At 37.0% G+C, this 21303-nt stretch carries 22 protein-coding genes and 1 pseudogene; 21 read left to right on the forward strand and 2 right to left on the reverse strand.

The genetic code is table 11. The annotated features are described in order from the left end of the window. The first annotated feature begins 11 nt into the window (after positions 1–11). From dnaK to LS65_RS06605, 9 genes are all read left to right on the forward strand, one after another. The gene (dnaK, locus tag LS65_RS06565) at positions 12–1892 is read left to right on the forward strand and encodes a molecular chaperone DnaK (RefSeq protein ID WP_034362508.1); all 1881 of its coding nucleotides are present in this window, start codon (positions 12–14) and stop codon (positions 1890–1892) included. Positions 1893–1952: 60 nt separating this feature from the next. Then, positions 1953–2927, forward strand: a complete 975-nt coding sequence (locus LS65_RS06570) for an asparaginase (RefSeq protein WP_052061153.1) — start codon at positions 1953–1955, stop codon at positions 2925–2927. Positions 2928–3065: 138 nt separating this feature from the next. Further along, on the forward strand, positions 3066–3287 hold the full coding sequence (locus tag LS65_RS06575) for a hypothetical protein (RefSeq protein ID WP_138129799.1): 222 nt from the start codon (positions 3066–3068) through the stop codon (positions 3285–3287). A 5-nt stretch (positions 3288–3292) separates the two neighbouring features. Further along, a complete protein-coding gene (locus tag LS65_RS06580) occupies positions 3293–4429 on the forward strand; it encodes a hypothetical protein (protein ID WP_052061117.1) in 1137 nt (378 codons plus the stop codon). Between the two features lie 9 nt (positions 4430–4438). Beyond that, positions 4439–5527, forward strand: a complete 1089-nt coding sequence (locus LS65_RS06585; protein WP_236096667.1) for an asparagine synthase-related protein — start codon at positions 4439–4441, stop codon at positions 5525–5527. An 11-nt stretch (positions 5528–5538) separates the two neighbouring features. Then, positions 5539–5964, forward strand: coding sequence for an FAD synthase family protein (locus LS65_RS06590; RefSeq protein WP_034362512.1), 426 nt, complete (start codon positions 5539–5541; stop codon positions 5962–5964). Between the two features lie 12 nt (positions 5965–5976). Next, complete coding sequence (locus LS65_RS06595) at positions 5977–6816, forward strand: radical SAM family protein (protein WP_138129800.1); 840 nt, start codon at positions 5977–5979, stop codon at positions 6814–6816. Next, the gene (locus LS65_RS06600) at positions 6764–6973 is read left to right on the forward strand and encodes a hypothetical protein (protein ID WP_138129801.1); all 210 of its coding nucleotides are present in this window, start codon (positions 6764–6766) and stop codon (positions 6971–6973) included. The genes LS65_RS06595 and LS65_RS06600 overlap by 53 nt, the downstream gene beginning before the upstream one ends. Positions 6974–7232: 259 nt before the next feature. Continuing rightward, on the forward strand, positions 7233–9506 hold the full coding sequence (locus LS65_RS06605; RefSeq protein ID WP_034362273.1) for an outer membrane protein transport protein: 2274 nt from the start codon (positions 7233–7235) through the stop codon (positions 9504–9506). Between the two features lie 52 nt (positions 9507–9558). On the opposite strand, the gene LS65_RS06610 is transcribed toward LS65_RS06605, so the two are convergent. Next, a complete protein-coding gene (locus LS65_RS06610; RefSeq protein WP_034362274.1) occupies positions 9559–10941 on the reverse strand; it encodes a sodium-dependent transporter in 1383 nt (460 codons plus the stop codon). A gap of 137 nt (positions 10942–11078) precedes the next feature. Here LS65_RS06610 and LS65_RS06615 point away from each other — a divergent pair, with 137 nt between their 5' ends. The 9 genes from LS65_RS06615 to LS65_RS06655 all read left to right on the forward strand — a co-directional run bounded on the left by LS65_RS06615 (position 11079) and on the right by LS65_RS06655 (position 19923). Then, positions 11079–11492, forward strand: a complete 414-nt coding sequence (locus LS65_RS06615; RefSeq protein ID WP_034362275.1) for a YbgC/FadM family acyl-CoA thioesterase — start codon at positions 11079–11081, stop codon at positions 11490–11492. Positions 11493–11518: 26 nt separating this feature from the next. Further along, a complete protein-coding gene (locus LS65_RS06620) occupies positions 11519–11776 on the forward strand; it encodes an HP0495 family protein (RefSeq protein ID WP_034362277.1) in 258 nt (85 codons plus the stop codon). 8 nt (positions 11777–11784) lie between these two features. After that, the gene (locus LS65_RS06625) at positions 11785–12468 is read left to right on the forward strand and encodes an MqnA/MqnD/SBP family protein (RefSeq protein WP_034362278.1); all 684 of its coding nucleotides are present in this window, start codon (positions 11785–11787) and stop codon (positions 12466–12468) included. A 65-nt stretch (positions 12469–12533) separates the two neighbouring features. Further along, complete coding sequence (locus LS65_RS06630; RefSeq protein ID WP_034362280.1) at positions 12534–13985, forward strand: COG3400 family protein; 1452 nt, start codon at positions 12534–12536, stop codon at positions 13983–13985. Beyond that, on the forward strand, positions 13985–15046 hold the full coding sequence (gene aroB, locus LS65_RS06635; protein ID WP_034362282.1) for a 3-dehydroquinate synthase: 1062 nt from the start codon (positions 13985–13987) through the stop codon (positions 15044–15046). Before LS65_RS06630 ends, aroB begins: the two co-directional genes overlap by 1 nt. Next, the gene (locus LS65_RS06640) at positions 15036–16613 is read left to right on the forward strand and encodes a mechanosensitive ion channel domain-containing protein (protein WP_201274340.1); all 1578 of its coding nucleotides are present in this window, start codon (positions 15036–15038) and stop codon (positions 16611–16613) included. The genes aroB and LS65_RS06640 overlap by 11 nt, the downstream gene beginning before the upstream one ends. Positions 16614–16630: 17 nt before the next feature. After that, positions 16631–17902, forward strand: coding sequence for a MiaB/RimO family radical SAM methylthiotransferase (locus LS65_RS06645; protein ID WP_034362285.1), 1272 nt, complete (start codon positions 16631–16633; stop codon positions 17900–17902). Further along, positions 17889–19556, forward strand: coding sequence for an AAA family ATPase (locus LS65_RS06650; RefSeq protein ID WP_138129802.1), 1668 nt, complete (start codon positions 17889–17891; stop codon positions 19554–19556). Before LS65_RS06645 ends, LS65_RS06650 begins: the two co-directional genes overlap by 14 nt. Beyond that, complete coding sequence (locus tag LS65_RS06655) at positions 19537–19923, forward strand: hypothetical protein (RefSeq protein WP_034363955.1); 387 nt, start codon at positions 19537–19539, stop codon at positions 19921–19923. Before LS65_RS06650 ends, LS65_RS06655 begins: the two co-directional genes overlap by 20 nt. A gap of 136 nt (positions 19924–20059) precedes the next feature. Here the strand turns inward: LS65_RS06655 and LS65_RS06660 are convergent, their stop codons facing one another. Continuing rightward, the gene (locus tag LS65_RS06660) at positions 20060–20656 is read right to left on the reverse strand and encodes a relaxase/mobilization nuclease domain-containing protein (RefSeq protein ID WP_138129803.1); all 597 of its coding nucleotides are present in this window, start codon (positions 20654–20656) and stop codon (positions 20060–20062) included. Between the two features lie 121 nt (positions 20657–20777). On the opposite strand from LS65_RS06660, the gene LS65_RS09800 reads away from it, so the two are divergent. The 3 genes and pseudogenes from LS65_RS09800 to LS65_RS06665 all read left to right on the forward strand — a co-directional run. Then, positions 20778–20915 (forward strand): hypothetical protein, encoded by a 138-nt coding sequence (locus LS65_RS09800; RefSeq protein WP_161976260.1) that lies wholly within the window; start codon positions 20778–20780, stop codon positions 20913–20915. After that, positions 20912–21058: a hypothetical protein gene (locus LS65_RS09805; RefSeq protein WP_161976261.1), complete on the forward strand. Its 147-nt coding sequence runs from the start codon at positions 20912–20914 to the stop codon at positions 21056–21058. The genes LS65_RS09800 and LS65_RS09805 overlap by 4 nt, the downstream gene beginning before the upstream one ends. 122 nt (positions 21059–21180) lie before the next feature. Next, positions 21181–21303, forward strand: a pseudogene (locus LS65_RS06665) (glycosyltransferase family 4 protein); the annotation flags it as partial.

The raw sequence follows: 21303 nt of genomic DNA on the forward strand, positions 1-21303 counted from the left end.
AGGAGCATACAATGGCAAAAGTAATTGGAATAGACTTAGGAACAACAAATTCAGCAATGGCAGTATATGAAGGTAATGAGGCAAAAATTATTGCGAATAAAGAAGGTAAAAACACAACCCCTTCAATCGTGGCATTCACTGATAAGGGTGAGATTCTAGTAGGTGAGCCTGCTAAAAGACAAGCAGTAACTAACCCAAAAAAGACAATTTATTCTATCAAACGCATTATGGGGCTTATGTTTAATGAAGATAAGGCAAAAGAAGCAGAAAAGCGACTCCCTTATAATATTGTTGATAGAAATGGTGCGTGTGCAGTAGAAATCGCTGATAAAATTTATACACCTCAAGAAATATCTGCAAAGATTCTAATGAAGCTTAAAGAGGACGCACAAAGTTATTTGGGGGAAGATGTTACAGAGGCAGTCATCACGGTTCCAGCATACTTTAATGACTCTCAACGTAAAGCAACAAAAGAAGCAGGAACGATAGCAGGACTTAATGTATTAAGAATTATTAACGAACCTACTTCAGCAGCTTTAGCGTATGGGTTAGATAAAAAAGAAGCCGAAAAAATTATGGTGTATGACTTGGGTGGTGGGACATTTGATGTTACTGTGCTAGAAACAGGTGATAATGTTGTAGAAGTGCTTGCCACAGGTGGAGATGCATTCCTTGGTGGAGATGATTTTGATAATAGAATTATTGATTGGGCGGCTGAAGAATTTAAAAGCGATGAGGGCATTGATTTAAAAAACGATGTAATGGCATTGCAGCGACTTAAAGATGCAGCAGAAAATGCAAAAAAAGAGCTAAGTAGCGCACAAGAAACTGAAATTAACTTGCCTTTTATTACTGCTGATGCAAGTGGTCCAAAGCATTTGGTGAAAAAAATTACTCGTGCGAAATTTGAAAGTTTGATTGATGATTTGATTGAGGACACAATTAAGAAAATTGATTTTGTGATTAAAGATGCCGGGCTTACACAGAGTGATATTTCTGAAGTAGTAATGGTGGGTGGTTCTACTCGGATTCCAAAAGTGCAAGAACGCGTAAAAGCCTTTATTGGCAAGGAATTAAACAAATCAGTGAATCCTGATGAAGTCGTGGCAGTAGGTGCAGCGGTTCAAGGTGGTGTGCTTAAGGGTGATGTAAAAGATGTGCTTTTACTTGATGTTACGCCTTTGAGTTTGGGTATTGAGACTGCTGGAGGTATTTGCACAAAGGTTGTAGAGCGAGGTGTAACTATTCCTACTAAAAAGACGCAAGTATTTTCTACCTATGAAGATAATCAACCTGCCGTAAGCATTAATGTGTTGCAAGGTGAAAGAGAGTTGGCGCGTGATAATAAATCTCTTGGACGCTTTGATTTAAGTGGGATTCCTGCAGCTCCCCGCGGTGTGCCACAAATTGAAGTTACATTTGATATTGATGCAAATGGAATCTTAACCGTTTCAGCGAAAGATAAAGCCACAGGCAAATCTCAAGAAATTAAAATAAGCGGTTCAAGTGGGCTTTCAGATGCTGAAATCGAAAAAATGGTCAAAGAAGCAGAATTGCACAAAGAAGAGGATACAAAGAAAAAAGCAATTATTGAATTGCGTAATAATGCAGATTCTCTTGTGTATCAAACAAAAAAGAGTCTTGAAGAATTTAAAGACAAAATAGAATCTGCTGAAGTGGAGAAGATTCAGGGCGCAATTTCTGCACTTGAAGAAACTTTGAAAAATGAAAATGCTTCCAAAGAAGAGCTTGAGGCAAAAATTAAGAATCTTACAGAAGCAAGCCATAAGCTTGCTGAAGCAGCGTATGCTAAAGAACAAGGTGGCGCACAACAACAAGGCACAGATACAAAGAAAAAAGATGATGATGTGATTGATGCTGAAGTAGAATAAGTAAAAATTACACCTTCACAACAAGGGAGAGATGTGTCAAGCACCCATAAAGCGCATATTATGATTCTTGCTACAGGTGGCACGATTGCCGGTGTAGCAGATGAAACACATACAGATTATGAAAGCGGGGTGCTAGGCATAGATACCTTGCTTCAAGATTTTCCTCAAATCCACTCTCTTGCTCACATTCACACAAAACAAATATGTAATATTGATAGTGCAGATATGAGTGATGATATATGGCTCACCCTTGCTCATAATATAAAAGTTATTCTTTCAGATTCTCTTTATGATGGTATTGTTATCACACACGGCACAGACACAATGGAGGAGAGTGCATTTTTTCTCCACCTCACCACTATAAGTGATAAACCCATAATACTGACAGGAGCTATGCGCCCTTTTAATGATGCTCTATATGATGGGGGTAAAAATCTTTTTAATGCCATAAAACTTGCAGCGTATAAAGATTCACAAAATCGGGGCGTTATGGTGTGTATGAATGGACAAATTTATTCCCCACTTGGCGTTAGCAAACTGCATACGCTTGAAATTGATGCTTTTTCATCTAAGGGACGTATAGGATTTGTTACGGACTCTAGCATTTGTTTTTCCTCTCCCCTTATAGCACGGCAGAGGAGTATTTTTCATATAGAAAACTTAAAGTCTCTGCCACGTGTAGATATACTTTATTCTTATGCAAATGATGGCTCATCTATTGCGGCAAAGGCACTTTTTGAATCTGGCACAAAGGGTATAGTGATTGCAGGAAGCGGTGCAGGGAGTATTCACAAAGCGCACAAAGAGATGTTAAAATCTTTGCTCAAGCAAGGCTTGGTAGTCGTGGTAAGCTCACGCATTAATCAGGGGAGTGTGCATATAAGCAAAGCAGATAGCGAGTTAGGATTTATAAGTAGCGCAGGGCTTAATCCACAAAAAGCACGCGTGCTTTTGATGCTCGCACTTAGCCAAAGTAAAGATTTAGCAGAGATTGCTAGTATCTTTCAATCTTTATTTAATTTTCATACATTTTAGATTATAATTATTGTTCCATTAAACCAAAGGCAATGTATGATGAAAACACTCAAATCGTTGATAAAAAACTTCTTAAAGCTCTTTGTGCGCGTTGAGTATATAGTATATAGGGATACGCCAAGGAGAGGCGAGTTAATAGTGAAGTATTCTTTAGGTTCTTTGGTGCTTTTTACCAAGTATTGTAAAAGCGCAGGACGCAAAGAACATCGACTTTTTGATGCAATCACTATAAGAAAAAATCACAAAAAGATAGATAAACTTATTAGTCAAACACAAAATAACTATCCACTCATTCTTTCAAGAATCCGCACTCGCGTAGCGGGGGGGGGGGTATCCGCGTTGGCTTCCTCGTTCTTTTAGATAGTATGTTTTCTTTTCGCCCAGTTTTTGAGGCGATGCTTAAAGATTCTACTTTTGCACCTCTTGTCATTGTTATCCCCGATACTTTAAGGGGTGAGAAAAGATGCTTTGATGAGCTTTTGAGTAATCATCAAAGATTGTTAGAGGCATATCCTGCCCACAAAGATAAGATTCTATGCTCTTATGATTGGCAAAGCAAAAAATTCATTGACTTTGCCCCTATGCTTGATGTAGCATATTTTAATAATCCTTACGATTTGATGACACATCGATTGTATAGCATAGGCTATTTGTCTCAATTTACCCTAACACTTCATATTTCTTATGGTTATATGGGGCTTTTAAACTATGGTTTGCAAGTTTTTGCTTCCTTAGAATATAGCCTTTTATGGAATATCTATGTAGAAAATCAAAATGTGTATGATTTGATTAAGAGTTCGCAAGTCGCAGAAATACAGAATCTCAAAGTCATAGGCTATCTCAAAATGGATAAAATCCAGCCGGTTATAGAATCTGCCAAAGAGATTCAAAACAAAAGAAAGAAAATTATCATCGCTCCTCACCACACCTTGACTTTAGAAAATTTCCCTTTGTATCTCTCAAATTTCTTGCGTTTAAGCGATTTTTACTTAAATCTCCCTAGCCTCTATCCGCAGATTGACTTTATTTTCCGTCCTCACCCACTACTTTTTACACAGATTATAATCCACAAAGCCTATGGAGAGGATTCACAATCTTTTGTAGAAAACTATCTCAAGCAAATAGAGCAGATTCCAAATATGATTTATCAAGAAGGCGGGGATTATTTTGAGAGTTTTGCTACCTCAAGTGCGCTTATCCACGATTGTGGTAGCTTTATCTCCGAGTATCTCTACACCGATAAGCCTGAAGCCTTTATTATAGAATCTAATGAGACAATCAAGCGGGAATTTACCCCCTTTGGTGAGGAAGTGCTCACACATCTCTATCTCCTCTCTACCAAAAAAGATATTATAGACTTTATAGATTCTGTTGTGTTGCAAGAGCAAGATTTTATGAAGCAAGAGCGCATTACTTTTGCAAAAGAGCATATTAGGGTAAATTACCCCAATGCCACGCGAATAGCCCTTAATGATTTAAAACAATCATTAGGCATAAATTAAGGAGCAAAAATGAGTGAAACTGCAATAAACAAAGTGAATAAAACCTATTGCGCGAGTGCTTATCTCGCCTTTAGATTTATTAAAGATGAAAATATGAATTTTTTTCAGGGTTTGACGCACAAAGTCTTTGTGCCAAAGCCACAGAGTGAGCTACTCAAAGTCTCAAGCGCAGCAGAGATTGATAGAATCTTGCAAGAGAAAATTAATGATTTTCTCTCCCACCCCAGCAAAAATGCCAACAGCAACAAAGCTGCACTTTTACTCTCTGGCGGGATAGATTCTGCGATTTTAGCTTCATATCTGCCTAAAGGCACACCTTGTATTACCTTTAAATGTATCGCGCCAAACGCCATTGATGAGACACATAGTGCCAAGCAGTATTGCGATATGTATGGCTTGGAGCATCATATTTTAGAAATATTTTGGGAGGATTTTGTAGAGATTACTCCCCTTTTGCTTAAATACAATCAAGTGCCTTTTCATTCCATAGAGGTGCAGCTCTATAAGGCTACACAATATGTTAAAACTTTGGGCTGTGATAGGATTCTTGTTGGAGATGGGGCGGATTATGTATTTGGTGGTATGGATAAGCTCCTCTCTAAAGATTGGGATTTTGATGAATTTATCAAGCGATATAATTTTGTTGAGCCACAAGAAGTTTTAAATGAATCGGTGAGCGTGAGGGAAGTATATGAGCCTTATGCCTTAGCTAATAATAAAATTGATTTTTTAAGATTTTTAAAAGATATAATGGATATAGAATCTTATACTTCCTATATGCACGCCTTTGAATGTGCAAATATGCCATACCTTGACCCTTATGCGTGTATGCAAATGGCACAGCCCCTAGATTTGGCTAGAATCCGCAATGGTGAGCCAAAATATCTTTTGCGTGAGCTTTTTAAGGCAAAATATCCTCATATCCCTATACCCACTAAAATCCCTATGCCTCGCGCCACCGAGCAATGGCTCAAAGACTATGTCCCTAAAAGAGCAGAATTTAAAGAGAATTGCACAAAGGGCTTAAGTGGCGACCAAAAGTGGCTTATATGGTGTTTAGAGCAGTTTTTCAATACTTTTACACCTAAAGAAAAGTGATGGAGGGCAGAATGTCTAAGTATGTAATCGGCTACACAAGCGGAGTGTATGATTTATTCCATATCGGGCATTTGAATCTGCTTAAAAACGCTAAGGGATTATGCGATAAGCTCATCGTAGGCGTAACTACCGATGAACTCGTCTCGTATAAAAACAAAAGGGCAGTGATTCCCTTTAGTGAGCGTATAGAGATTGTGCGTAATATCAAATATGTCGATGCAGCAATAGCCCAAGAAGAGATTGATAAATACAAGATGTGGGAGAAAATCCATTTTGATGTGTTGTTTGTGGGTGATGACTGGTATAACAGCCCAAGCTGGAATGAAATGGAATCTAAGTTTGAAAAGGTGGGTGTGCGCGTGGTGTATTTCCCCTATACCAAAGGCACAAGCTCAACTTTACTCAACGAGACACTCATAAAGCTAAGGGAAACTTAAAAAGGAGACACAATGAAAGATAAAATCATAGAGGAAATAAAACGCATACCGCGCATACCAAGAAGTATATATAAAAGATTTCAAAAAATGCTTAGAACATTGCTACCAGAATCTGTAAAAGCAAAATACTTCAATACCCTAGAAAATCTTGTTGTTATATCGGGGCAAAATTGTAGTTTGAAATGCAAAAATTGCGCGAATTTCTCGCCTTATTTGGCAAAGATGATACCTTTTTATCCGTATGAAGAAATATGTGCGGATATTGAAGAGATTACAAAACATACTCAAATAAAAAATATGCAGCTACAAGGCGGAGAATTTTTCCTGCACCCTAATGCTACTCAAATTTTAGAATATGTCGCAGGTAATCCACGCATACATCGCATTACTATCGCCACAAATGCTACGATTGTCCCAAAAGATTCTATTCTTTCTCTCATCAAAGAAAGTGGCAAGATTAGGCTAAGACTTTCAAATTATGGAGAAGCCAATCATAAAAGTGCGCAAAAATTAGAATCTACGCTTACACAATGGAAGATTCCTTATTGGATACATTGCTATGCGAGTGGAGATGGAAATTGGGTGGATTGTGGCGGCAAGAGCGTGAAAAGACTAAAAGAATCTGTCGTGCAGAAGATTTTTAAAGAATGTATCTTTGGACAGTGTGGAGGGTGCTTGACTATGGAAAATGGCTTTATCTCTAAATGCTCAAGAGCTGTAGTAGCACATCTTGTGCAGGGTTTTGCTCTAGGCAAAAATGATGGAATCCTTGTCCGCCAAAACGCACAAAGAATCTTTAGTGCTTACAACGTGGCTAACGGGGGGGGGGGGGGTAGAACTGCCCGCATTTAGTTTTGATACCTTGCAAAATTTTCTTGCCTCTCAAACCCCGCTTCAGGCGTGTTACTACTGCTATGGCACAAGCGGACAAGAAATACCCGCTGGTGTGCAACTTAGCAAAGAAGAGCTAAACTTTATAAATACTCCTCTAACATCTACCGACAATTAAAAGCTACAAGCCCTTAAAGCGATACATTAGAATTTCGCATAAGGGTTGTGATACCTAGAAAAACACGCATATAAGACTTCTTATGATGTAAAAAAGCCTTAAGGGGCATAGAATATTTATCTCTGCGGTGTATAATTTAATGTTGCATATGCAACTAAAATTATACATCTTTATTTTATATGATGAAATTAATTAAAGTTTATTTCCTAAATCTTAAAGGATTTAGGAATGTAGGATAAGTTAATGAGGATAAAAGAATATGCGTATTATTTTATATTTGATATTTTTATTTTCTTTTAGTTTTGCTTCAGGCTTTAAAATCAATGAACAGAGCCTTAAATCAACTGCATTAAATTCTGCCTATGTCGCAGGTGCTTTTGGTGCGGATAGTGCATATTATAATCCTGCAAATATGGGCTTCTCCCACGTGCTAAGCGACAAAGACAAGGGCGATTTAGACATCACTTTCACAGGTATTTATATTCCCGGTTTTGCCTTTACCACAGATACTGATACAAAAAATATTGGTGAAGGCTCTATTAATTGGGGATTAAGCACGACTACTACATTAGGTATTGACCCAACTATGGCGAGTTTAGCAAATAATCTTTTGGGTGTGGATTTGACTACACCTATTGAAGTGCCTTCTGAAGTAAAAAATCAGCAAGGAGAATGGGGCTTTAGCGAAAGGGGTGCGCTAGTTCCGGGCAGTGCAGACCCGACATTCTTTCCTGTGCCTAAGATTTTTTATAAAAGCAAGACTACTGAAAATAAGTGGGGAAATTGGAATTATGGTGTAAGTTTTACTGCACCTAGTGGTTTAGCGATGAATTGGAATGGTGAAGCGGGAGCATTTTTACGTAATGTGATGATTGCAATGGTGGAGTTTAGTCCCTCTTTAAGCTGGAATTACAATGAGCGTATCGCTATTGGCGTAAGTCCTAGGATTCTCTATGGAATGGGGAATTTTAAAAACACGGTGTTTGTCCCGCTTGGCACAAAGGATAAGCCCGGTGAAGTGATTACAAATATTAAAGATTTTGATAAAATCCCTGACTCTATGGTGCCACCGGCTATGGCTCAACTCATCTATGCGGTAAATACAACCACAGGTTTAGCCGGAATGGGTGGATTATTTGTAGGTGGGGGGGGGCACTACAATAATCAGCTAAGATACCAAATGCCTACAATATTTAATCCTGAAGCGTGGTTTGGTATGCCACCTCCCGATGTATTTGCCCCTTATGTTGATGATACAAAGCAAATTATTGATGTAACAGGGTATAACGCAAAAGTCGCAGAAATCAATGCAAAAATTAAAAAGAATTGGCATTGGTATCAAGGTGAGTGGGATAATGGGAATCTTGAGTGGCGATATAATGATAAAACTTGTGCGAGTCAAACAGCAATTTGCCTTCCCACACTTTTTAATCAAGTGCCAAATAAAACCTACAAGACTAATGTAGATGGGGTGGAGCACACAGGCTATAAATTTGTTAATGGTGTAAATTATTGTATTCAAAATGGTTATAGCACAAGTAGTTTTTTTGGTTGTGGGAATTTAACAGATACTATGCAGGAAGCAAAAAATCTAGGTGCGTATGTGAATTGCTACACAGGCACATTTTATGACATAAATGGTAATTTGCAAATAGATAATCCGGGACCTTGTGCTTATCCCTCCCCTACAGAAACTGATGCAGATGGAGCACCGCGTGGCTATTTGCCACTAATGGACGCTAAACAAGTAGCAAATGCCTTTGGTATGGGAGATATGGAGATTACTACAAAACTTGTAGGAGCGACAAAGGTGGATCAGACAAGTAATGGTGCAGACCTTGCCTTTGGCTATAAATTCGCAATGAGTGTGCGTCCCTTTGAAAATAGAAAAACTACTTTGAGTATGGTTTATACCTCTCCTGTAACTTTTAACCTTAAAGGCAAACTTGATGCAACTACTTATATTGGTGGTTCTGTGGGTGATGTCAATATGAAAGCAGATTTGAATCTTGCGACTACACTTCCTTCAAGTATCCAAATTGCAATTATGCATTATTTTGAGCGATTAAGTGTAGAGTTTGTGTATGAAAAAATTTATTGGAGCAAGGGCGATAAGTTTGCCTTTAATTTTAGCAATCCTCAATTCACACCACTTAGCGGTATGGTAATGCAATTTACCCCACAGCAGCTAGAGGGAATGATGGATTTGGCAGATTATGGTGCGGTGGCAATGGGTGATGGTTGGAAGGATACTATTGCTTTGCGTTTAGGACTGACTTATCTCACACAAAAGAATATGCTTCTTATGTTTTCTGCCGCCTTTGACCAATCTCCTGTGCCACAAGATAAAATAGGGATTCCTGATAGTAATGCCTATATGTTTGGCTTAGGTGCGCAAAAATTAATTGGTGAGAAATGGAATGCTGGAGTAGGATATAGCTTAGCTCTTAAAGATGGGCGCAAAAGCATTTATCAAACAGGTGGGTTTGGGCAACTACACCTACTTTCTGTTTCATTTAGTAGGCAGTTTTAGAATCTTTAAGGTATGAAGAAAGGTGGAATCCTTGAAAGATTCTAAATTTGTCTTAGAAAATCTGTGAAATAAGAATGACAATAATGATGCTTGGCGCGATAATTCGCAATATCCATAACCATACAACAAAAAGCGTATGTGATAAAAAAGGTGTCCAAGCCCTAAGATGAGATTTTTTGATATACCAACCCAAAAAGAGAAGCACGCAGAGCATACCTAGTGGCATAAGGCAAGAGGCAGTGAGAAAATCAAGCACATCAAAGAGGGATTTGCCATAAATAGAGGGCATTGCAAATTCTGTGTTATTCCACAAAATTACCAAAAATCCGAGTGCAAAGACAGCAGCACTTAAAAGATATGAAGCTTTTGCTTGAGAGTAATTTAATTTATCACGCAATACACTTACGATAGGCTCAAGCATAGAAATGGTGGAAGTAAGCCCTGCAAAAAGCACAGCGATAAAAAAGAATGCACTAATAATATGCCCGACACTCCCTAAAGAGTGAAATGCGAGGGGAAGTGAGATAAGCAAAAGCCCTACACCTTGACTTGGCTGACCTTGGAAATGGTAAATAAAGGTAAAAATCATAAGTCCAGCAATAAGAGATACAACAATCCCACTAAGCACCACCCAAAGCGCACTTTTAAGAAGGTTTTCACCCTTTTTTGCATTTGCTGCATAAACGGCTATTGTGCCTACACCAAGAGAAAGGGAGAAAAAGACTTGCGCTAAAGATTCTAAGAGGGTGTGTAAAGTAATATGACTTGGCTCAAAATGAAACATAAAGTGCCAACTTTGAGCAAATTCATCAAGTGTGATAGCATAGATTAATAGTCCTATAAAAATGATAAAAAGCAAAGGCATAAGGATAAGATTTAATCGCTCAATCCCTTTTTTAATCCCGCGCGCGACAATAAAAGCACTAAAGGCAATAATACCAAAAAAGCAAAGCGTTTGCCACATAAGCGATTGTGTTCTAATCGCATCAAAAAGGACTTGTGATTGTTCAATATTGCTTGGTAAGTGAAAGCTTACAAAAAGCAGATAGTAGAGAATCCAACCCATTACAACAGCATAAAAGCTTAAAATAAGAGGTCCTGCAATGGCATTTAATCCAAGCCACATAAGAGGTTTTTTCACACTTTTGTCTAAGGGATTGACTTTGTTGTGATTTTCTTGTGGAGTAGGAGGGAGAGTATTGAGTTTATCAAGAATGATGTAGTTATCCAAAGGATTGCTTCGTGCGATATTGCCAAGGAGCATTTCGGCTATAAGCATTGACACACCGATACTTACAGCAAGGATAAGATAAAAAATCACAAATGCACCACCTCCATTTTCTCCTGTCATATAAGGAAATCGCCAAATATGTCCCAAACCAATGGAGCTACCCAGAGTCGCCATAATGAATCCGATTCTACTAAAATTATTCATTTACTTCCTTTTTTGCATTTTGGTGAGATTTTAGCTAAAACTTATCTCTTACACAATGTCAAAAAGGAGGATATGCGTGTATTACTTCAAATTTGCTACAATGCGTGAAAATATCGCCATTATTTCAAGGAGACATAATGAAGACATATCAAGTGAGAGTGTATTTTGAAGATACGGATTGTGGGGGTATTGTGTATCATACAAATTATCTTAAATATTGTGAGCGTGCTAGAAGTGAGTTATTTTTTACAAATTCTATGCAGCCTTTTGTAGAAAAAAGCGGCTTTGTGCTCAAAAAAATTGACGCAGATTTTATTGCCAGCGGACATTTAGGTGATAAGCTAGAAGTGAGAAATAGCCTTATTGAGTGTAAAAATGTGTCTTTAAGGCTTAAACAAGATGTGTATAGAATTTATGATGCGCTTAAAGGTGTAGAAAGTGATGATTTGCTTTTTAGTGCGGATATTACTCTTGCCTTTGTTGATGTGGAAAAAGGTAAGCCGTGCAAGATTCCACCTTTTGTGCGTGAAGTGATTCATACTTTAGAGTAAAATTCAAGCAAATAAAGGAAACATTAATGAATCTTGATATACAAAAGCCAGATATTATTTATCCTTGTAAATGGGAGTATAGAATCATTGGAAAAAATGAGGAAAAACTTCGCGCTTTAGTCTTTGAAGTAATGCCACGAGAATATGAAATACAGCTTGGCAAACATTCCGCAAAAGGACATTTTGTAAGCATATATGTAAGCCTAGAAGTGCAAAGTGAAGGGGAGAGAAATGATATTTTTGCGCGTTTGCAGCAAAGTGAAGAAGTGAAGATGGTTTTGTAGGGATTGCTATGCGGTTTGGGAAGATTGAATATTTAAATCTATTGCCCTTTGATGTGTTTATCAAAAAATATCCTACTCCTACGAATTTTAAGGCATTTTTGGGATTGAGAAAATCTTATCCTGCGCGATTAAATAAAGATTTTTTGTATAGACGTATTGATGCGGGTTTTATTTCAAGTATTGCAGGGTATGATAGTGTGCGTAAGAAAAAGGTAACAAATGCGGGTATTGTGGCAAAAGGTGCAGTGTGGAGTGTTCTTGCTTTACCTAGAGCGCAAAAAGATGATTATCAATCTGCCTCTTCTAATGCTTTAGCTAAAGTATTAGGAATAAAGGGTGAGATTCTCATTGGCGATAGGGCTTTAAGATATAAGCTTAGTGGAGGAGCAAGTATTGATTTAGGGCAAAAATGGTGGGATAAGCATCATTTAGGCTTTAGTTTTGGACGTTTGTGTTTTAATCAGAATGCAGCATTCTATCAGCGTTTAGCTCAATGCTTTGTGCGCAATCCCGTGAAGATTCCGCATTATATCTTGAAAGAGCGAAGTAGGCAAAGTCATATCTCAAGTGCGTATATTTTAGATTATCTTAAACACATTCATTATCGTGTGGGTAAAAAAGAGCAAATCGCTTTAAGCAGATTCTATACACAAATGCGTCTTAAAGGTATCAAAAAGCCTATGCGTTTTTAAAAGATGCGGTTATTACTTCTTGGCTATAATAAGCCTTTAAGTAATTTTGTATAAAAAGGCAAAGTGTGAAAAAAACGCTTATCATTGCACAAGGCGATATTGCAAAAATTTTTCTTGATACAATTTTGGACAAATATTTCAGTAATGATTATTATATTGTCGTTACAAAAGATATGTGCTATATCCCCGATAGTGTGCCTAGTTCCTTTGAATTTCATCATTTTGATTACACTTCTTCTTTTCGATTATCTCAACTTGTAACAAAAGACATTGAGAATATTTTTCTTGTGCTTGAAGATAAAAAAGAAGTGGTTGCTACTTATGAAATTACGCGTGCATTAAGTAAGAAGGCGCACATTGTGATTATGCTTGACGAACAGAGACAAACTGCACAAATGGCACAAGATAATAACCTGCTTGTGTTAAATGAAAAATTGATTCTCTCAAATAAATTTATTGAGCGTCTGCCTAATATCCCATTTATCCCGCGTAGCTTTGGTTTAGGGCAGGGCGAGATTATGCAAGTGAGTGTGCCAAATGGTAGTATTTTTACTTATCGGCATATTGGTTCTATTGAGCAAAAAAATTGGTGTATTGTTGGAATTTACAGGGGTGGAGAACTATTGTTGAGCAAACATTTTCTTGTTATCCAACCAAATGATAGCCTTTTAATTGCTGGCGACCCAAAAATATTGAATGATGTATATGTGCAGATAAAAAGTGAGATAGGGCAATTTCCTTCACCCTTTGGGCGTGATATTTTTCTCTATGTGGATATGTCTCTCTCAAATGAACATAGAATCCTATGTGATGTGCAAGACGCACTTTATTTAAATGAAAAGCTCAAGAATAATAAGCTTTTTATCTATATTCTTAATCCTTCAAATTTTACCTTTCTTGATAAACTGAAAAATTTAGAATCTGAAAGTGTGCGAGTAAGAGTGGATTATAGCAATACAAGTTTTAAGGAGAGAATTGCCACAGATTCACAAAAACGTTTTGGACTAGTGATTATTAATCAAGATATTTTTACTTCACGCAAAAATCGCAGAGTGCTTTTTGACCTCTCAATTCCTGTGCTAAAAACCGGCTGGGAACACGTGGAAGATTGCAAGCAAAGTTTTGTAGTGCTAAGTGAAAATATGGGAAATATAGAAAATGTTACTTCTGTGATATTTGATGTATCTAAGCAACTTCAACTTGACCTTGATGTATATGATTATGACACAGATGCGTCTTATCACGATGAGATTGTGAGTCGGTATGAAGAGTGCGCACGTATTTTTAAGCGCACGATAAATCTTATACAAACAGATTCAAAAAATCCTATTTTATATTTGCAAGATAGTTTTATGTCATATATGTGTTTTGTGCCATTTGAGCGAAGTATATCACGCACAAAAACATTTTCTTTTTTCTCCACAGATGCATATAAAATTATGTCGATGAATAATAAAAATCCACAAATTTTTATTCCCCTTTCTCAAGAAAATAAAGGAAAAACAAAAGGAAAATAATGAATAAAACAATACAGATTCAAACCAAAAGCACACAATACCCTATTTACATCGGCACATTACCACAAATAGAATCTCCTCACAAGGTGCTTATCGTCTCAAATCCTAAAGTTGCTGGTTTTTATCTTAGGCAAGTGCTAGAGCGTATTATCGCACCTGAAGTATATGTGTGTATCGTGCCTGATGGAGAGCAATACAAAAATATGCAGAGCGTGGAGTATATACTTGAATGCGCTTTTTCTCATCGGCTTGATAGAAAATCTTTAATGATTGCTTTAGGTGGAGGTGTGATAGGCGATATGGTGGGCTTTGTGAGTGGTATTTATCAACGTGGTATTGATTTTATTCAGATTCCAACAACCTTGCTTGCACAAGTCGATGCTTCTGTGGGTGGGAAAACAGGGGTTAATAATGCCTTCGGTAAGAATCTCATAGGACTTTTTCATCAGCCAAAAGCTGTGTATATTGACCCTGCTATGCTTACTACCTTGCCAAATAGAGAGTTTGGTGCAGGAGTGGCAGAGATTGTTAAAATGGCGGTGTGTTTTGATAAGACATTTTTTGATAGCCTTCTTGCACGGAAACTTTCATTGCAAGATATGGAATCTTTGAGTGAAGCTATTGCCAAAAGTGTGGAGATAAAAGCGCGTGTGGTTAATGCCGATGAAAAGGAGCAGGGCATTCGGGCTGCGCTTAATTATGGACATACTTTCGGGCACGTGATAGAAAATCTCACGCAATATGAGCAATTTTTGCACGGAGAAGCTGTAAGTATAGGTATGTGTATGGCAAATACTCTTGCTTGTGAGCTAGGATTACTTTCTCAAGAGCAATGCCAAAGCATAAAACAACTGCTTTCAAGCTATAATCTCCCAACGCATTTTGCTTTTGAAAATGCGCAAGGTTTTTATGAGAAATTTTATCTTGATAAGAAAAGCACAGATTCTCGAATTATGTTTATTTTGCCTCAAGGTATTGGTGATGTAAAGTTTTGTAATGATGTGCCTAAAGATGTGGTCTTAAGGGTGCTTAAAAAATGTGGTGATTATGATGAAAACTAGAATCTTCTCTTTCATTTTACTTTTTTTTTGTGTGCAATTAGTAGCATTAGAAAGTGCGCAATCACTTGATAAGCAAATAGAAGATATTGATAAGCAACTCGAAGCAAGTCATAATGTGTGGCTTAAACATTATATGAGTTTGCAAAATTATAATGAGCTAACAGATGAGATAAATGGCATTCAGCAGGAGATTCAATCACTTGCAAATCCGCCTCGCTCTCTTACGCATCGTTTGGAGACATTACAAAGGCAGCAAGATCTCCTCAAAGATTATGCAAAAGAGCCTTATAAAGCCTTACTAGAAACTAAAAATATAGAAGAAGTGCCACAAATTACAAATCCTTTTTTGATACTTACAGGTTATTCATTTCTTAAAATTCTCAAAGAACAGCAAGATGTGCTTAAGGCAAATGATGAGAGTTTGCAGAATCTACTTGATATGGTGCGTAAAAAATATAGGCTTTTGCTTGAACTTGGTTTTGTAGATAAATCCCTTGAAGTAGCAAATGCTATCGCTTCTACACAGCGAATGATTGAAGAGCTTGAAGGTGCGCAAAAAATCTTAGCAACTTCTCTTGATATTTATGCGCAAGAGAGTGAAAATATTAGCACAAAGATTATGTCGCAAATTCAAAATCAAATTGTCAAAATCGTGTATGTCAGCGTGGCTGTGCTTATTACAATTTTATTAGCCTTTTTGCTTAAACTTACTTTGCGTAAATATATCCTTGATACAGATAGAATCTACACTGCAAGTAAGGTGATTAATGTCTTAAATATCACCATTATCGCGCTGATTTTGCTTTTTAGTTATATGGAGAATGTAACCTATCTCGTAGCGATTTTAGGTTTTGCCTCTGCTGGTTTAGCCATTGCAATGAAAGATTTATTTATGAGTGTGCTCGGCTGGTTTGTCATTGTGTTGGGGGGTAGCGTGCATGTAGGTGATAGGGTGCGAGTAGTGAAGGATAATAGCATATATGTGGGTGATGTGCTTGATATTTCTATGCTAAGAATCACACTTTTTGAAGATGTAACACTCACAAGTTATAGAGAAAATCGCCGTGCTGGACGTATTATTTTTGTGCCAAATAATTTTATTTTTACCACAATGTTTGCAAACTATACACACGGAGGGCTTAAAACAGTGTGGGACGGGATAGATTTTAGTATTACTTTTGATAGTAATTACAAAAAAGCACTAAAAATTGCCACAGACACAGGCAAAAAATATGCCAAAGGCTATACGGAAATGGTGCGTCAGCAAGTGTATCGTATGCGAGATAAATATTCTTTGCGTAATCCTAATCTTGAAGTGCGGAGTTATTGTATGATTGAACCAAATGGATTTAGAATCTCACTTTGGTATCAGACAAATGCCTATGCTACACTTGGTTTGCGTAGCACGATTTCAGGGGAAATTATTGAGCAGATTCTCAAAGAAGATGATATACATATTGCATATCCCACACATAAGGTTGTTGCTAGTGGAGGCGATGGCATAGGTCAAGCTACACAAGAGTCAAGGGCACTACTTGGTGGAGCACTAGGACAAATGGAATCCTAAAGCGCAAGGATAGGGCTTTGAGTAATCAAAAAAGAGTATATTTTAAGACTTTTGGTTGTCGCACGAACCTTTTTGATACGCAAGTAATGAAAAGCAATTTAGGAACATTTGAATGTGTAGAAGATGAGAATCTTGCTGATGTGATTGTAGTTAATTCTTGCACGGTAACAAATGGTGCAGATTCTGGTGTGAGAGGTTATCTCAATAAAATGCGCCATTTGCGTAAAAAAGTCTATCTTACAGGCTGTGGCGTAGGCACAAGGGGAGAAGAAATCTTTGCAAATAATCTCGCTCATAGTGTATTTGCCCATAGTTTTAAAGAATCTATTGGAGATTTTTTGCATAAAGATGAGCGGTTTTTTTACCCTGAAAGCAATGAGAATCATATTGATAATACACTTATTGCGCAGTTTTCTGGAAAATCACGCGCATTTTTAAAGATTCAAGAAGGTTGTAATTTTGCGTGTAGTTATTGTATTATCCCCTCTGTGCGAGGAAAGGCGCGTTCATACCCAAAGGAGAGTATTTTAAGTCAAATCCGCACTTTAAGTGAGAGTGGTATTAGCGAAGTGGTGCTAACGGGCACGAATGTAGGGAGCTATGGTGTGGATTTAGATGATTATAATCTTGCCAAACTTATTTGTGATATAAATGCCCTCAATGTTCTTAAACGCTTGCGCATAGGAAGTTTAGAACCTAGTCAAATTGATAGTGAATTAAAAAATGCGTTGATGTTGCCTTTTGTAGAAAGGCATTTACATATCGCGCTTCAGCACACAAGCAATACAATGCTTGATTTGATGAATCGTCATAATCGTGTGGAGAGTGATTTGGCACTTTTTGATGAGTTTGCTCAGCAGGGTTTTTGCTTGGGGAGTGATTTTATCGTAGGACACCCCGGAGAGAGTGAAGAGCTATGGCAGGAGGCTTTGCATAATTTTAAAAAATTTCCGCTCACACATTTGCACCCTTTTATTTATTCCAAGCGTGATGGCACATTTTCAAGCACACTTACTCATCAAGTAAGGGGTGATATTGCAAAAACACGATTACACACATTAAAAGATATTATTGCAGCACATAATATAGATTTTAGAAAAGCGCATTATGTGCCTTTAGAGGTGCTATGTGAGAGTAAAATAGAATCCGAAGAGGGCTTTGTATATAGTGGATTAGACCAGTTTTTTAATCGTTTTCATTTCACTTCCAACAAGGCAGATTTAGAGGGGCAGTGGCTGAACTTTGAATCTTATGAGATAAGAGAGGAGGGCAATTATGGCAAAATCTAAAAGTCTTATTATCGGTGTTTTGTGCGTAGGCATTGTAGTTATTTTGCTTATTGTGATGGCAATGCGTGATAATACACAGCTTCTAAGCGCACAAGAAGCACAATCTTTGCTTACAAGTGAAGAGGTGCGTGATGTGAGTGTGGATAATGATTATATATATTTTGTAGTAAAAGATACACCCTATAAAGTCTATCTCTATTCACTTCCACCAAAACTATGGAGCTATGAACTTCCTATTAATGTTAAAAGCGCACCTATTTTTGGGGATATTTTGGGTGAGATTGGTATTGTTGTCCTTGTGCTTTTGGTGCTAAGTGTGCTTATTCAAGCTGTGCAATCGCGCAAAAGGATTCTCAAAATACCTCAAAAACAGCAAAATGATATTATGCGTGAGAGTGAAATACCTTTTACAGAATCTTCATATATGCCTATGAGCAGTTCTGTGCGCTTTAAAGATGTGGCGGGGATTAGTGAGGTAAAAGAAGAACTTGTAGAAATTATTGATTATTTAAAAAATCCTAAACATTATCAAGATTTGGGCATTACTTTGCCTAAGGGTGTGCTATTAGTGGGACCACCAGGTGTAGGTAAAACGATGATAGCTAAGGCTGTGGCTGGTGAAGCTGCTGTGCCATTTTTTTATCAAAGTGGTTCAAGTTTTGTGCAAATTTATGTCGGTATGGGCGCAAAACGCGTAAGGGAACTTTTTGCACGAGCAAAGGCAAGAGCACCAAGCATTATTTTTATTGATGAAATTGATGCAGTGGGCAAAGCACGTGGAAATACGCGTAGCGATGAGAGAGAAGCCACACTCAATCAGCTTTTAACCGAAATGGACGGCTTTGAAGATTCGAGTGGTGTGATTGTGATAGCTGCGACAAATAAAATGGAAGTGCTTGATGAAGCGTTGTTAAGAAGCGGGCGATTTGATAGGCGCATTTATGTGGAGTTACCAAATTTACAAGAAAGGGAGCATATTTTGGGGCTATATCTTAAGGATAAAAAGCACGAATTAGATATAGAAGAAGTCGCGCGTTTGTGCGTGGGCTTTAGCGGTGCAGCTCTTGCTTCGCTTGTAAATGAATCTGCACTTAATGCTTTAAGACGCAAGTCAAATGTGATTCAAAAAGAGGATATTCTCGCCACTAAGGACAAAGTGCTTACAGGTAAGAAAAAGGCATTAAGTTTGAATGAGAAAGAAAAAGAGATTCTTGCACTTTATCAGTCAGCAAAGGCACTAAGTGCATATTGGCTTGAGGTAGATTTTGATAAAATTGGGCTTGTGAGTGAAAGTTTTAGGCAGATTGATAAAGAGCTTACAAGCAAGCAAGAACTTATGAGTAAGATTAAAGTTGCTTTAAGTGGAAATATTGCTGTGGAATGTATTTATAAACAGACTTTTAGTAATGCAAAAGAAGATATTTTAAGCGCAAAAGAAATTGCTACGCAAATGTGTGAGCAATATGGTATGGGTGAGCGACTTTTAAGTGATAGTAGTGATATAGCTCATATTTTAGAGCAAGCACAAAAAGAAATGCGAGAGTTTATTATTAATTCAAAAGCTGTGCTTTTACAAATATCTCGTGCTTTGCAAGAAAGAGAACGTTTAAGTAAAGATGAGATACAAGAGATATATGAAAGCATACACAAATAAGAATCTTGCATTATCTGTGATTGACTGGATTCTTGACCTCTATGCTGCTAATCCTTATGTAATTATAGGTCATAGCAATGGGGGGGTGTGGCAAGATAGAGAGTTTCTTAGCACTCAAAGTGCAATTAATAAGGCATTAGAGAGGATTTCTTCTTATCAAAGGTTGCAGAATCTTGTGCTTATTGCTCCACCACCTTGTATTTTGGAATTAAAGCAATCTCTGCATTTTTTGGATTCTCAAGGTGTAAAAATTGATATATATATAGGTGAAAAAGAGTGCGAATCAAGGGCAATTCTAGAATCTTTATGTGCTTGTAGCGTGGTGAGATTCTACAAAAATATTTCTTTTACTCATTGCGTTTCATAAAATGTAGTTTTTGTTAAGAATAAGTGTTTTTCTCCTATTTTTTATTATCATTATAATGCTCTATAATGCGTTGGTTCTGTATATATACAAGTCTTGGTTTTTCATATTTTGTTTGTATGTATGGAGATTTTTTAACTTATTGCTTTAATTTTTTATAATAGAGTTTATTGCCACTTGTCATAAGTTCTTTAGCTTCATTGACAAGGAGAATTTTTGTTGCGACTTTTTGCCTTATTGCTTCATTAATAGTTTGAATTTTACTCTCATAAAGCGAAATTTTATTGACAATGGAGTGCATACTTTTTGAAATCTCATTATTGATATTAAGCGGTATTTCAAGTGAAGCTCTAGCGTGTTGCTTTAATAAATCGCGCTCAAATTTATACTTATTTTCATAGTTCAAGTTTGGATTATGAAAGTTAAGAGAGTTTTTAAAATCCTCACGCAAGAGATTCCAAAAATCCTTTATATCTTGCTTACTCTTGAAATGTAGCTTCTTACGAGAAAATATATTGTTTTTGTTTAAGATAATGTGAATGTGTGGTTTATTTTGATGAGAGTGAATAACACTTACAAACTTATATTCAACGAAATTCTTTTTCATTACTTCACTCACAGAGATTTTTAATGCCTCAAGGCTATGTTTATCCACAGCCTCATCAAGTGAAAATGTGAAGTGCCACGCTTCTTTTGCGTTCTCTTTTGGTGAAAAATCTTTTTGCCAATCATTCATAATATCCTCTAAGCTCACGAGTTCATTATCTTGATTGAGCGCAAATGTAGATTCAGAATTGCGTATAACATAATTAAGCGCATTCTTAACGCCTTTTCTAGTAGGTGTATTTGGTGGTTTAATGATTTGTTTTCTTGCTATTGCTGCAAAGTTTAAACCAGAGCTTCTAAAAGACAATATGAAAACAATTATTTGGATAGCAATTATCACAGGTGTGCTATGGGGTGTAACTAATAATGGTGTAAGCGTGTTTCAATGATTGAGATTGATAATTTTAGAGAAATCACAAAAAAGGACAAGGTGTATTTGCCACGCACAAACATAGGCTTAAGTAGAACTTCTTTGCTTATTGCTCTCATCATACGCTCAAAGATGAAATCAAAAAATATTTTTTACTCATAAGGAAGGAATATGTATAGTTTTGTTGAGGATTCTGTCAGTTTTGTCTAAAAAGTGTTAAGAAATATCAAAAGATTTGCTTTCACTTTGATTTGTAAATATCCCTCATTCTCACGTACTTTTTGCTTTATTTGACTGACTTCTCTCTTACTCTGCCCTATATAATCGGTCTGTTTTTTACTACATTTGCACTTGTAGGTGTGAGTAATGCGATGAATATTATTGATGGATTCAATGGTTTGGCAAGT

The organism is Helicobacter japonicus (assembly GCF_000762845.2).
In the GTDB taxonomy this organism is placed as follows: domain Bacteria; phylum Campylobacterota; class Campylobacteria; order Campylobacterales; family Helicobacteraceae; genus Helicobacter_C; species Helicobacter_C japonicus.

Bases quoted from the DNA above. Each gene is read 5' to 3' on its own strand.
- LS65_RS06590 (WP_034362512.1), top strand. From the start codon at position 5,539: ATGTCTAAGTATGTAATCGGCTACACAAGCGGAGTGTATGATTTATTC.
- LS65_RS06605 (WP_034362273.1), top strand. From the start codon at position 7,233: ATGCGTATTATTTTATATTTGATATTTTTATTTTCTTTTAGTTTTGCT.
- LS65_RS06620 (WP_034362277.1), top strand. From the start codon at position 11,519: ATGAATCTTGATATACAAAAGCCAGATATTATTTATCCTTGTAAATGG.
- dnaK (WP_034362508.1), top strand. From the start codon at position 12: ATGGCAAAAGTAATTGGAATAGACTTAGGAACAACAAATTCAGCAATG.
- LS65_RS06585 (WP_236096667.1), top strand. From the start codon at position 4,439: ATGAGTGAAACTGCAATAAACAAAGTGAATAAAACCTATTGCGCGAGT.
- LS65_RS06610 (WP_034362274.1), bottom strand. From the start codon at position 10,941: ATGAATAATTTTAGTAGAATCGGATTCATTATGGCGACTCTGGGTAGC.
- aroB (WP_034362282.1), top strand. From the start codon at position 13,985: ATGAATAAAACAATACAGATTCAAACCAAAAGCACACAATACCCTATT.
- LS65_RS06660 (WP_138129803.1), bottom strand. From the start codon at position 20,656: ATGAATGATTGGCAAAAAGATTTTTCACCAAAAGAGAACGCAAAAGAA.
- LS65_RS06595 (WP_138129800.1), top strand. From the start codon at position 5,977: ATGAAAGATAAAATCATAGAGGAAATAAAACGCATACCGCGCATACCA.
- LS65_RS06570 (WP_052061153.1), top strand. From the start codon at position 1,953: ATGATTCTTGCTACAGGTGGCACGATTGCCGGTGTAGCAGATGAAACA.
- LS65_RS06655 (WP_034363955.1), top strand. From the start codon at position 19,537: ATGAAAGCATACACAAATAAGAATCTTGCATTATCTGTGATTGACTGG.
- LS65_RS06625 (WP_034362278.1), top strand. From the start codon at position 11,785: ATGCGGTTTGGGAAGATTGAATATTTAAATCTATTGCCCTTTGATGTG.
- LS65_RS06580 (WP_052061117.1), top strand. From the start codon at position 3,293: ATGTTTTCTTTTCGCCCAGTTTTTGAGGCGATGCTTAAAGATTCTACT.
- LS65_RS09805 (WP_161976261.1), top strand. From the start codon at position 20,912: ATGATTGAGATTGATAATTTTAGAGAAATCACAAAAAAGGACAAGGTG.
- LS65_RS09800 (WP_161976260.1), top strand. From the start codon at position 20,778: ATGATTTGTTTTCTTGCTATTGCTGCAAAGTTTAAACCAGAGCTTCTA.
- LS65_RS06650 (WP_138129802.1), top strand. From the start codon at position 17,889: ATGGCAAAATCTAAAAGTCTTATTATCGGTGTTTTGTGCGTAGGCATT.
- LS65_RS06615 (WP_034362275.1), top strand. From the start codon at position 11,079: ATGAAGACATATCAAGTGAGAGTGTATTTTGAAGATACGGATTGTGGG.
- LS65_RS06640 (WP_201274340.1), top strand. From the start codon at position 15,036: ATGAAAACTAGAATCTTCTCTTTCATTTTACTTTTTTTTTGTGTGCAA.